The organism is Fluviicola sp., from assembly GCF_039596355.1.
In the GTDB taxonomy this organism is placed as follows: Bacteria; Bacteroidota; Bacteroidia; order Flavobacteriales_D; family Crocinitomicaceae; genus Fluviicola.
Map to the genome: position 1 here is coordinate 335,710 of NZ_JBCNJW010000003.1, position 12,398 is coordinate 348,107.

A 12,398-nucleotide genomic window follows, 5' to 3' on the forward strand; every position below is an offset into this window, starting at 1 on the left:
AACGATATGCAGTATGCGGGGATCGATTGATCCCCGCTTTTATTCCTCCGTTGAAGGATATTCTCAGCCATTCATCTCGTTTGTGTAACGTTTCGCATTTTTTTTATTAAACCGAAGAATTTACGTCTAATTTTGTACCATCTAAACACTTTGAGTATTGAAAAAAATTGTACTTCTGTTCTTCATCCTGATTTCATATCTGGGACATTCCCAGAATATGCAGATCAAGGCTAATGTAGTAGACACGAATTCTCAAACCGTTGTAAGAAATGCGGTTGGTATTGTAAAGCGGGTTCGTGATTCTGTTCTGCTTGATTTCAAACGATCGGATAAATTCGGTCACATGGAATTCAATCTTCCGATTGATACCATTGAATTTACCGTCATCCACCCGGATTACGGTGTGTTCAGATCTTTCTTCTTCGGTTCGAAAGATAATAATGCCTTTATCCTGGACACGTTAGCGCTTCCGGATAAAAGCACCGCACTGGATGAGGTACTCATCTATGCGAACCGAAACCCGATTTATTATCGTGGTGATACCCTGGTTTACGTTGCTGATTCTTTTAAAGTGAAGGAGAATGCAGTGGTTGAGGATTTGATCCGAAAACTTCCGGGAATGACCATTGATGAAAACGGGAAGATTAAGAACCAGGGGAAGGAAATCGGGCAGGTATTGGTTGATGGAGATGAATTCTTCGGAAATGACCCAACGATTGCGACAAAAAACTTAGCGGCAAAAGGAGTACAAACCGTTGAAGTATATGAAAAAGATGCCGAAGACGGAAGTGATGAAAAGGTCCAGGTATTGGATCTGAAACTCAAGGAGGAAGCCAAGAAGGGATATTTCGGGAAGGTCAATCTGGCCGGTGGCCTCAATCAATTCACTTCCCCCAATCGCGGGTTTTATGAAGGAGAGATGTTATTCAACTCCTATAATAAGAACCAAAAACTGGCAGTTTATGCCCTTGGATCAAATACACCTAAAACCAATATTAACGGGAGTGATTTGTTCAAGTTCGGATTGTCTGATGGATTTGACTGGATGGCTGAAAATGACGATATCCAATCGTATAGCGGAGGTAGTAATCCAAACGAAAACGAAGGGATTCCATCCACGTTCAAAGCAGGATTTTACCTGGATCAAAAATTCGGAAAAGGTTCACGTGTACGGTTGAACTACTCCATGGCTCAATACAGTGTAACGACAAAATCGAACAGCCGCTCCCAGTATTTGTTGTCCGATACTTCGTATACGACGGATGTGAACAGTTTGACAAAAGAATCATACTTGCAAAATCAAATCGGGATCAAATTCACGCAGCAGATTGACTCGCTGACCCGCCTGGAAATCGAGCCGAAGATTACATTCAATAAAACGGATCAGAACTCATTCTCGACAACCGACTTCCTGTCTCAGCGTGATACATTGACCCGTACAACGACAATCGACAACTCTGCAAATGCTTTTGGAACAAACTTGAACGGAACAGTACGTTTCTTCAAGGATTTCAAAAAGAAAAACCGGAAATTGATTGCACGCTATAACATCGTTGGAACAGACAACCGCTCGGACGGTTACCTGCATTCCGCTGATACCAACGCGGTAACAAATGCTCAGAATTACCGGTTCGATCAGTTGAAAGAGAACCGAAGCAACTCACTGGCACATACGGCTTACGCGGATTACGTGGAGCCAATCTCCAAACGATTGAAACTGGAGTTTGATTACGAATTTTACCGAAACAATAACTCGCAGCGAAAGACTACATTGAATCCACTCAACGGAGAATTTGTGGAAGTAGATACGATGTATTCCAATAAATTCAAATCAGACCGTACACAGCACCGTTTGGGAGCGTTCCTGATTTATGAAAATGCAAAACTGCGCTTGTCTGTTGGTTCACGTGTGAGAAACATCGACATTGATAACGTAAACATCTTTACGGACTCATTGATCAAACAAAACATGAGTAACGTATTGCCACGCGTGGTGTTCCGATACAAATTCAGCCAGACAACCCGTTTGATGCTGCAGTACAATACCAACTCCAGTTTGCCGTCTATCGACCAGTTGCAACCGGTTTTGAACAACTCGAACCCGAACTTTATCCAGATCGGTAATTCCGGACTGAGACCAAACTACACACATACGATCACCGGTAGCTTCAATACCTGGAAAGGATTGTCCGGATTGTATATTTACTCTGGGTTCAGCTATATGCACATCAAGGATAACTTCAGTACGAACACCACGTTTACTCCTGTCGGAGGATCCGTTTCCCAGGCGATCAACGTGAAGAATTCCGATTTCCTTTACTATTGGGCAGGAGCCGGAATTCCGATCAAAAACGTCAAAGACCTGCAGTTGCGTGTGAATGCGAACGGAAACTTTACGTCCAGTATGAACCAGGTCAATTCAGTGAATAACGATACCCGTAACACCGGAATCGGATCGGATTTGTCCCTGAACTACAATGGCGATACGTTGCGCTTTGAAATCGGCGGTGGATTTAATTACAACGTTCCGTACAATTCATTGACAACGCAGTCGAACCAACCGTATACAACGTATAACCTGAATGCGGAAATTGATTGGACCTTACCGTTCAGATTGGTTATTAAATCGGATGCGACCTACAATATCAACACAGGACGCACAAGCGGATATAACATCAATTACGTTATCTGGAATGCCTCGATTCAACGAGCATTCCTGAAAACCGGAAACTTGTTGTTTGGAATCGAAGCATACGATATCCTGAACCAGAATGTCAGTAACTACCGTACGGTCAATAACAACGTGATTGTCGATCAGCGTACAAGCATCATTCGCCGTTATTTCATGGCAAAATTAACTTTGAGATTCAATAATTATAAAACGAAAGAAGCAGATGGGAACGATTGGTATTAAAACGTGGATGCTTTTGGGGCTCTTATTTCTCGGCGGTACTGTGCAGGCTCAGCTGGTTCGTGAGGGAAAAATCACTTATGAACGAAGAACAAACCTGTGGAAGATTTTTGAAGACGACCGCATGAGACAATTTGTGGGGGAGAAGAATAAAATCAAGACAGAAGAATTTTCGCTTTATTTTAATGATTCGGCGTCTTTGTTTTCCTACATTGCTCCTGAACAACCGGATCCACAGAGTTTCCTGACGATGAAAAATACGGTTTACAACCTGTTTCCGAAAGGGCAGCGTTTCGTTTATATGGACATGATGGGAAATTCAATGACTGTTGGTGATTCGTTGAAAAAGCATACCTGGAAAATTACGGATAAAACACGTAAGATCGCAGGCTATGAATGTACGCGCGTAATCTGGCAGAAAGACGATTCAACGCGAATTTATGCGTGGTTCACGACAGATATTATACCGACTGTAGGGCCTGAGAATATCCAGGGACTGCCCGGAGCGGTTTTGGGATTGGCAACGGAAGACGGAAGTATCGTTTATTTTGCGAAGAAAGTAGAGGTCATCGCTCCGACTCCGGAACAAATTGCCCAGCCGAAGAAAAAAGGAAAGCAGTATACCGAAGCAGAATTAATTGCTGAATTAAAACAGAAATTGAAAGGACAGCCTTTCGGTGATCAAATCATCATAGGGATGTTCTACTGGTAAATCCGGTGAAAGCATAAATGAAAAGAGGTTGTACAGCGTACAACCTCTTTTTTGTTTAATCCATATCAATGACGGTCAGTTTCGCAAATTTGAGCAGCAGCGTTTTTGCTCCTGCATGCGGGAAGAAAATGGTTGCTTTTCGGTCAACGCCGCTTCCTTCGAGTTTGGTCACTTTTCCTTTTCCGAATCGTTCGTGTTCTACATTGTAACCGACTTTGATGTCGATGTTGGCATCACCGCCTCCGCTTTTGGAATTGAGCTCTGACATGCTTTTCAGGCTGCGTGGTGCACCGGATGAAGACGATGCAGATGGTGAGCTTCCTGGCATACGGTTTAAGCCGCCGGTGAAAGGTCTGTCGAAATTACTGCCGGCTCTTCCGGAACTCAATGAACGTCCGCCTGACTTTGGTGCTCCGTATGCAGTTTCAAAACTCAGGTAGTCCGGATCGATTTCCGAAATAAACCTGCTTGGTTCAGAAGTGATGAGATTTCCCCACTGGAACCGCGACGCGGCGTATGAAATCGTACAGTTCTTCTCGGCGCGTGTCACTGCTACGTAGAACAACCGTCGTTCTTCTTCCAGTTCTGTTCTGGAATTGACAGACAACTGTGAAGGGAAGAGGTTTTCTTCCAGTCCGACCAGATACACGTGTCTAAATTCCAGTCCTTTACTGGAGTGGATAGTCATCAGACTAATTTTGTTTTTATCTTCTTCTTTTTCGTTGTCAGCATCCGTTAAGAGCGCTACATCGATCATAAAGTCGGAAAGCGTAGCCGGCGTATCGTCACCGCTTTGAACAGTAAATTCCTTGATCGCAGCCAATAATTCCTCGATGTTCTGGTAGCGTTCCACTTCTTCCGGCCCTTTGTCTTTTTCAGAATAGAGTTCTTTCAGAATTCCGGAACTTTTTGCAATTGTTTGAGCAAGCTGATAGGCATTCTGTGTACTCAGTTGTGCGGAAAAACTCTGAACCATGGTCACGAAATCTGAAATTTTCTGTTTCGTAGGTCCGGGAATTGAAACCGGGTATTTCCCGAATTCCGAAATGACATCCCAAATAGCCACATCATACTGATTGGCAGCAATGATGATGTTTTCCCAGGATGTTTTCCCGATTCCGCGTTTCGGGTAGTTGATCACACGTTTCAGCGCTTCTTCATCCCGTTGGTTTGCGGTCAGTCGGAAATACGCCAACAAGTCTTTGATTTCTTTTCGCTGGTAGAAGGAAAGTCCGCCGTAAATCTTATACGGAATATTCATTTTCCGCAAGGCTTCCTCGAATGCACGCGACTGGCGGTTGGTGCGGTACAGAATTGCAAAATCTGTCCAATCACCGCTTTCCTGGTGTTTCAGGTCGAAAATTTTATTCGCAATGATTTTCCCTTCTTCGTTATCGGTCATTGCGCGAATGACACGGATCGGGTTTCCTTTATCGTTTTGTGTCCAGACGCTTTTCTTGATTTGTTCCTTGTTTTTCGAAATCACGCTGTTTGCAGCGTCAACGATGGTTTGGGTACTGCGGTAGTTTTGCTCCAGTTTGTACAGGCTGTAATCCGGGTAATCGTTCCGGAAATTCAGGATGTTCTGGATGTTTGCCCCGCGGAACGAGTAGATACTCTGCGCATCATCACCGACTACACAAATGTTTTCATAAACCGCAGCCAGTTTTTTCACAATCAGGTACTGCGCGTAGTTCGTATCCTGGTACTCATCCACCAGGATGTATTTGAATTTGTGCTGGTAGTATGAAAGTACATCCGGAAAGTTGCGCAAAAGCACATTGGTTTGGTACAATAAATCATCGAAATCCATTGCACCGGCTTTGAAACACCTAACAGAATAAGCTTTGTAAATGCGTGCCAGTTCCGGGCGCTGACTGATCTTGTCTTCCTCCATGATTTCAGGATTCAGGGCATAATCGTCAGCGGAAAGCAGGTTGTTTTTAGCAGCGGAAATCCGGCCGTAAACCATACTCGGCTTGTATATTTTATCATCGAGGTTCAACTCTTTGATAATATCTTTCAGTAAGCTTTTGGTATCTTGTGTATCGTAGATAGTGAAATTCTGAGGGTAACCCAGCCTGTCTGCATTGATTCGGAGAATACGTGAGAAAACGGAGTGGAAGGTTCCCATCGTAATGTTTTTAGCCTCACTTGATCCCACGATCGAAGCAATCCGCTCGGTCATTTCCTTTGCTGCTTTGTTGGTAAAAGTCAGAGCAAGAATGTTGAATGGGTCAATTCCCCGGTCAATCATATATGCAATCCGCATGGTCAGAACCCGTGTTTTCCCGGAACCTGCTCCGGCAATAACCATCGTAGGGCCTTCAAAATTCTCAACTGCAACGCGTTGGCTTTCGTTTAATCCATCTAGATAATCCATAAAGCAAAGATAGTAAACTATGGAGTATCGGCTGATTACAAAACGGCGGATCAGTCGTTAATTTTAAACAAATCCGATTTATGCTTCCGGAGAATTGTCAGCGATGTATTTGGCGAACCGCACTTTGTATTGTTCCGCTACTGTGATCCGTTCGGAACCGATCAGTACCTGGCTCCGCTCAATGGCCTCAATCTGGTTCAGGTTGATAATAAACGACCGGTGGATGCGCATGAAGCGATCGGCAGGGAGCGTTTCTTCCAGGGATTTCAGGGTTAAAATACTCAGAACGGGTTTAGGGTGTCCGGATAACCAGATTTTGACGTAATCGCGCCAGCCTTCGAAGTAGAGGACTTCATTCAGAGCAATTTTGAGCTGCTTGTATTCCGATTTCACGAAGATGAATTCCGGGTTTTCTGCCGGGTCACTTTTCAAATCTTCACTTTTCAAAGCATTTCGCGTCAGGGAAAACCATTCCAGTGCTTTGTTGGAAGCTGCCAGGAATTCCTGGTAATTGAAAGGTTTAAGCAGGTAATCAAGTGCTTCGACCCGGAAACCTTCAATGGCGTATTGATCAAACGCTGTGGTGAAAATGACTCGTGTGGATCTCGGGAGCATCCGCGACAATTCGATGCCGTTTACTTCCGGCATTTGAATGTCTAAAAACACCAAATCGATCTGCTCAGCATTGAGCACGGTCAGTGCTTCAACAACGCTTCCGAAACTTCCGCAAAAACTCAGGAACGGTGTTTTGGCTACGTAATCCTCTATCAGCCTTCGGGCCATGAGTTCGTCGTCAACGATGATACAGCGAATGAGTTCATTTTTCATGATGTAATCCGTCTAAGTGAATGGACAGTTCCACGATAAAGAACTGCCCGTTTTCAATGCGTGTTTCAAACCGGTAATTTCCGGGATAAAGCAGTTTCAGGCGTTTTTCCAGGTTGTTGAGCCCGATTCCCGAACCGCTTTGGTCTTCCTTCATTTTGGGAAGGTAGGCATTCCGGCTTGTGAACAATAGCCGATTGTTGGTAATCTGCAACTGAAAGAATAAGGGAGTTACTTCTTTGGCAGAAATACCGTGCTTGAATGCATTCTCAATCAATGAAATAAACAGGAGCGGTGGAACCAGAATGTCTGATTTGACCTCCTGGAATTCGACAAATACCTTGGTGCGGTCTGCAGTCCGGACTTCCATCAATTCGATGTACTTCCGCATAAAGTCGATTTCGTTGGACAATTTCACCAACTCGGTATCGGATTCGTAGAGGAAATAACGCATCAGTTTCCCCAATGCATGGATGTTCTCTTTCGCTTTTTCCGGCGAACGATCCACGAGTGAGTAAATGTTGTTTAGCGAATTGAAAAAGAAATGTGGCTGAAGCTGGTATTTCAGATGCTGTAATTCCGACTGGAAACGATAAGCCGCTTGTTCCTGCTCATTAGCACGTGCCTGCATCCAGCGAATCAGAATGCGTACGGCGATGGAAAAGAATAATGGAATCAGGGTAGAGAGGAACTCCATGTAAAAGAAGAACTTCCAGGGAAGGGGCGGCGGACGATCCGGATCGTGATGATCCTGGAAGAATGTGAAGCGGATAAACGCAGTAGCGAAAACCAATCCGACCGACAATAAAATGTTCAATACAATGTAGAGAACCAGTTTCTTGCGGAAAAGTAAGCGTTCGATCAGCACGGAATAATTGATGTAGAAAATCACCATGTAGCTGATCAGCGGAATCCAGGAATGCTGCATGATCTCACGCAGGTCTGGCCCCTGACCAGTCGTGAGCAGGTAGGGAAAACCGAATAAAGTTCCCCAAACCATCGCATGAAGCAATACGACCAGCCATTTATTGTTCAGATTCATACTATTCATAACGCAAAGCGGCAATCGGATCCAGGGCCGCGGCTTTTCGGGCAGGATACCATCCGAAGAAAATTCCTGTAATGACACATACAACGAAGGAAATGATAATCGAAGACGCTGTTACCGAAACCGGCCACGAAGCAAAGGTCGCAATCAGGTAGGTGGCGCCAAGCCCGAGAGAAACCCCGATCAATCCGCCGGTCACACTGATGAGAATGGATTCCACCAGGAACTGAAGCAGGATGTCGCGGCCTTTTCCGCCGACTGCCATCCGCAACCCGATTTCCCGTGTGCGCTCTTTGACTGAAACATACATGATATTCATAATTCCGATTCCCCCGATGAGTAATGAAATTCCGGCGATTGCAACCAGCAATAGGGTCAGCATTTCACTTGTTGCACTAAATGTACTGATTAATTCTTCCATGGAAAACACATTGAAGTCATCGTCATCACTTTCTTTCAGGTGATGCGCGCTGCGCAAAAGTGCTGTAACTTCTTCTACCGCTTTGGGTGCGGTATCTTCGCTGGTTGCTGATGCAACGATGGATTGCAGGTATGTGGTCGCAAGAATCCGTTTTTGAACGGTTGTGTATGGCGCCAAAATGATATCGTCCTGATCCTGGCCGAAGGTGTTTTCACCCTTTTCACCCAGTACGCCGATAATCTTGAACGGAATGTTGTTGAAACGGATCGTTTTCCCGATCGGATCTTCCCCGGAAGGAAAGAGGTTTTCGACAATCGTTTGCCCGATGACCGCGACTTTTGCATTGGAAGTCACCGCACTTTCTGTAAACATGTTTCCGTTTACGACCTCCAGCATGCGAACCGATAAATATTCCGGGCTGACCCCGTAAATGCTGGAGGGCCAGTTGTCCGAACCGTTGATGACTTGTCCGCTTCCCATGACTTGGGGAGAAACGGCACTCAGGTATTGAGACTCTTTCCGGATCGTTTCCAGGTTGTCGAGCGTCAGGGTTTGGGTGTTGCTTGCATCCATGCGCACGCCTCCACGTTGATCTGCTCCCGGTCGAATGGTAATCATGTTGGATCCCATCGAAGAAATCTCGCTGCGGATGCTTGCTTTCGAACCTTCCCCGATGGCGAGCATGGTAATCACCGCACCCACCCCGATGATAATTCCGAGCATGGTCAGAAACGCCCGAAACTTGTTCAGGGAAAGTGACCGCAGTGCAATTCTGAATAAATTGAGCAAACTCATAAGCTGTGATCTGTTGTAAGTGTTTCCAATGCCTGTTTCGCCGAAAGCGGTGATTGAACGGGAGCATCACTGATGACCAATCCGTCTTTCAATACAATCGTGCGGCTGCTGAATGCGGCGATGTCTGGCTCGTGTGTTACGAATGCAATGGTTTTTCCTTTCTGGTTCAATTCCTGGAACAAGGCCATGATCTCGTAAGAGGTGCGTGTGTCCAGGTTTCCTGTCGCCTCATCGGCTAGGATGAGCACCGGATCGTTGACCAAAGCACGTGCAATCGCTACGCGTTGTTGTTGTCCTCCGGATAATTGCGCCGGAGTGTGGTGTAAACGTTCCGACAAACCAACGAGGTTCAAAGCTTCCAGTGCGCGTTCCCTGCGTTCTTTGGCGGAGACGGTTTTGTTATACAGCAAGGGAAGTTCCACATTGTTGATGGCCGTTGTCCGCGGAAGCAGGTTGTATGCCTGGAAAATAAACCCGATTTTTTGATTGCGGATCGTTGCCAGTTCATTGCGGGATAAATTCCCTACATTCACCTGGTCAATCTCGTAAACTCCCGAACTCGACTGATCCAGGCAGCCCAGGATGTTGAGCAGGGTCGATTTTCCGGAACCACTTGATCCCATGATGGTCACGAATTCTCCCGGCATGATATCGAATGAAATCCCTTTCAGTGCTTTCAGCATTTCTCCTCCCATGAGAAAGTCACGCTGGATGTTGTCGATGTGAATAATTGCTGTTTCCATGACTATTTCTTTTTTCCGGGAGGTTTGGGCATAAACGGACTACCGCCTGAAGCCGCTACTGCTTCTTCTGATACTGCCGTGATGCTTGTTGCAATCTTGTCATTCTTCGTCAAACCGCTCAGTACCTGGGCCTGGATGCCGTCGCTATCACCGATTTTGACGGATTGTTGTGCCAGTTCGCCGTTTTTCTGAACGATCCACACATATTTTTCCGTTGCCGTTGACTTTTTGGATGTTCCACTGCCGGCATGAATCTGGTGTTGTTTGTAATACGTGTTCAGCAATTCCTGGTCGGGAACAAACGCCAATGCTTTTTCCTTCACCGTCAGCACGTTTTTGAGTTCTTTGGTGAAAATGTTGATCGTTGCCGTCAATCCCGGTTTCAGTCGTTGTTCCGGGTTGTCTGCTTTCACAACTACCGTGTAGGTTACGACATTGGAAGTTACCGTTGGATTGAGACGAACCTGTGTGACCGTTCCGGCAAATTCTTCTTCCGGATAGGCGTCTACGGTAAACGTAACCCGTTGTCCGGTTTGCACATTCCCGATATCGGCTTCGTCCACATCTGCTTCTACCTGCATTTTCGTCAAGTCCTGTGCAATGGTGAAGAGGGTAGGTGTGCTGAAACTTGCCGCCACCGTTTGTCCTTCTTCCACATCAATTCCGAGTACTACTCCGTCGATCGGGGAATAAATGCTGGCATAACTGAGATTTGTTTCCGCTTTTTCCAGGTCGGATAACCGTTGTTCAGTAGTTCCTTTGGCAGCATTTAGTTTGTAAAGCGCTTCTTCGTAATCTGCCTCACTGATCAGGTTATTTGCAAACAATCCCTTCTGACGTTCGTAAATTTTCTGCAGGTAACTCTGTTCGTTTTGAGCCATGCGGTAACTTGCTTTTGCTTCTGCCAATACAGATAACAAAGTCGTTTTGTCCAGTTCGGCAATCAACTGCCCGGCTTTTACCACGCTGTTGTAGTCGACGTAGACTTTCTTCACGACCCCGGAAACCTGTGTTCCGACTTCTACTTGTTTGGTCGGTTCGATGGTTCCCGTTGCAGTAACGACACTGGTTACATCGCCTGTTTCAACAAGGGTTGTTTCCAATGAGACCGGGGCTTCTTTTTTACCCGGAATCAATTTCACAATGACAAAAACGACGAGGAGGAGGAGGACTCCGAGAAGGAGATTTTTAATGCTTTTCTTTTTCATAATGGATTCATTTGATCGTTGTTCCCTGATAAAAATGCAGCAGGTTCACATACAGGATGTGCATGTATTTTGCCTGAAGGAAACTTTGTTGTGCATTGAGTAAGGTATTTTGACTAACTGCCAGGCTGACCGCATCGGTTGCCCCGCGGTTGAATTGTTCCTGTACGAGATCGTACGCCGTTTGAGCAGCATCCAGACCAGCAGTTGCAGATTCCATCTCGGCCTGTGCTGCCACGGCATTTTGCCACGCGGTTTCAATTTTCTTGAACAAGTCCTTTTGTTCCTGTGTCAGCTGCAACTCCGAATTTTGAAGGCTGATTTTGGCCTTTTCCATGTTGGTTTTGTTCTGGTTGCGGGAATAAATCGGGATGTTGAGTGACAAAGCAATCCGTTGGTTGAAGTTGTTCCCGATCTGGTTGCTGAAATTATAAGCCTGCGTATTGGTGTAACCGGTTGCCAATGATCCGGATAAAGACAAACTCGGCAGGTAGCCCGAAAAGGCAATCTTCTTGTCCAGTTCCGCTACTTCTTTTTGAAGTTCGGCCGCCTTGATTTCGGGCATATTTCCGAGCGCGGCAGTGTAAACGGTCTGCTTGTCGGGAATGATTGAAATGCTTCCTTTCAGATCGGTGTGCTGGATATCGAACTCTGTTCCGGGATCGAGTTCCAAAAGCTGTTTGAGCGTCAATAACTGCTGTGCATACTGGTTTTTTGTCTGAACCAGCGTGTGTTGATTCTGTGCAACCAGTGATTGCAGTTCCGCGATCGCGCTTTTGGTGGAAACTCCGGCAGCCAGTTTTCCTTTTCCCTGTTCCAGTTGCTGTTGGGAAAGTGCCAGGGTATTTTGAGCCGCCTTGATTCCTTCGTAATAGTAATCGGCTAGAAGATAGGCTTCCGTTACACTCAGGGAAATGTTGTTCCGGGCTTCCAGGACGTAAAACACGTTTTGTTCGGAAACCAGTTTTTGCTGTTTGACCTGGTTGTTCAACTTCCCGCCGTTATACAAGGCCACTTGCGAAGTAACCCCGAAACTCGTACTGTGGATCGTTTGGGAAACAAAGTCGCTGGTGATCGGGTCGATACTGCGTCCGTTTGTAAGAGATTGTGAAGCGCTGGCAAACAGGTTTGGAAAACGATTCATCTTCGCCTGCTGGTAATCCAGTTCTGCACTGCTTCCGGTGAGTACAGCCTGTTGGACGGTAATGTTGTTCTCAACCGCGTAAGTCAGGCAGTTTTCCAGGCTCCAGACCGTGCTTTTCGCGTCCTGGGCGAATGAAGAAAATGAGCCGGGAATGATGAATGCCAGTGCCAATGATTTTCGTATCATATTGCATCAAATATGGGTTTAAGGC

9 protein-coding genes are annotated in these 12,398 nt (G+C 45.8%); 2 read left to right on the forward strand and 7 right to left on the reverse strand.

Annotated features, from left to right (window positions below; all coding sequences use genetic code 11):
- The first annotated feature begins 157 nt into the window (after window positions 1-157).
- Window positions 158-2,914, forward strand: a complete 2,757-nt coding sequence (locus ABDV94_RS09450; protein ID WP_343606813.1) for an outer membrane beta-barrel protein — start codon at window positions 158-160, stop codon at window positions 2,912-2,914.
- Window positions 2,895-3,623, forward strand: a complete 729-nt coding sequence (locus tag ABDV94_RS09455; RefSeq protein WP_343606815.1) for a GLPGLI family protein — start codon at window positions 2,895-2,897, stop codon at window positions 3,621-3,623. The genes ABDV94_RS09450 and ABDV94_RS09455 overlap by 20 nt, the downstream gene beginning before the upstream one ends.
- A 55-nt stretch (window positions 3,624-3,678) precedes the next feature.
- On the opposite strand, the gene ABDV94_RS09460 is transcribed toward ABDV94_RS09455, so the two are convergent.
- From ABDV94_RS09460 to ABDV94_RS09490, 7 genes are all read right to left on the reverse strand, one after another.
- The gene (locus ABDV94_RS09460) at window positions 3,679-6,006 is read right to left on the reverse strand and encodes a UvrD-helicase domain-containing protein (RefSeq protein ID WP_343606817.1); all 2,328 of its coding nucleotides are present in this window, start codon (window positions 6,004-6,006) and stop codon (window positions 3,679-3,681) included.
- A gap of 78 nt (window positions 6,007-6,084) precedes the next feature.
- Window positions 6,085-6,834, reverse strand: coding sequence for a LytTR family DNA-binding domain-containing protein (locus tag ABDV94_RS09465; protein WP_343606818.1), 750 nt, complete (start codon window positions 6,832-6,834; stop codon window positions 6,085-6,087).
- A complete protein-coding gene (locus ABDV94_RS09470) occupies window positions 6,824-7,873 on the reverse strand; it encodes a histidine kinase (protein ID WP_343606820.1) in 1,050 nt (349 codons plus the stop codon). Before ABDV94_RS09470 ends, ABDV94_RS09465 begins: the two co-directional genes overlap by 11 nt.
- 1 nt (window position 7,874) lies before the next feature.
- Window positions 7,875-9,095 (reverse strand): ABC transporter permease, encoded by a 1,221-nt coding sequence (locus ABDV94_RS09475; protein WP_343606822.1) that lies wholly within the window; start codon window positions 9,093-9,095, stop codon window positions 7,875-7,877.
- Window positions 9,092-9,838, reverse strand: coding sequence for an ABC transporter ATP-binding protein (locus ABDV94_RS09480; protein WP_343606824.1), 747 nt, complete (start codon window positions 9,836-9,838; stop codon window positions 9,092-9,094). Before ABDV94_RS09480 ends, ABDV94_RS09475 begins: the two co-directional genes overlap by 4 nt.
- 2 nt (window positions 9,839-9,840) lie before the next feature.
- Window positions 9,841-11,046, reverse strand: coding sequence for an efflux RND transporter periplasmic adaptor subunit (locus ABDV94_RS09485; protein ID WP_343606826.1), 1,206 nt, complete (start codon window positions 11,044-11,046; stop codon window positions 9,841-9,843).
- 7 nt (window positions 11,047-11,053) lie between these two features.
- Window positions 11,054-12,373: a TolC family protein gene (locus tag ABDV94_RS09490; protein WP_343606828.1), complete on the reverse strand. Its 1,320-nt coding sequence runs from the start codon at window positions 12,371-12,373 to the stop codon at window positions 11,054-11,056.
- Between the last annotated feature and the right edge of the window lie 25 nt (window positions 12,374-12,398).

Excerpts from the sequence above, each read along its gene's own strand:
- ABDV94_RS09455 (WP_343606815.1), top strand. The coding sequence starts at position 2,895 with ATGGGAACGATTGGTATTAAAACGTGGATGCTTTTGGGGCTCTTATTT.
- ABDV94_RS09460 (WP_343606817.1), bottom strand. The coding sequence starts at position 6,006 with ATGGATTATCTAGATGGATTAAACGAAAGCCAACGCGTTGCAGTTGAG.
- ABDV94_RS09465 (WP_343606818.1), bottom strand. The coding sequence starts at position 6,834 with ATGAAAAATGAACTCATTCGCTGTATCATCGTTGACGACGAACTCATG.
- ABDV94_RS09470 (WP_343606820.1), bottom strand. The coding sequence starts at position 7,873 with ATGAATCTGAACAATAAATGGCTGGTCGTATTGCTTCATGCGATGGTT.
- ABDV94_RS09475 (WP_343606822.1), bottom strand. The coding sequence starts at position 9,095 with ATGAGTTTGCTCAATTTATTCAGAATTGCACTGCGGTCACTTTCCCTG.
- ABDV94_RS09480 (WP_343606824.1), bottom strand. The coding sequence starts at position 9,838 with ATGGAAACAGCAATTATTCACATCGACAACATCCAGCGTGACTTTCTC.
- ABDV94_RS09485 (WP_343606826.1), bottom strand. The coding sequence starts at position 11,046 with ATGAAAAAGAAAAGCATTAAAAATCTCCTTCTCGGAGTCCTCCTCCTC.
- ABDV94_RS09490 (WP_343606828.1), bottom strand. The coding sequence starts at position 12,373 with ATGATACGAAAATCATTGGCACTGGCATTCATCATTCCCGGCTCATTT.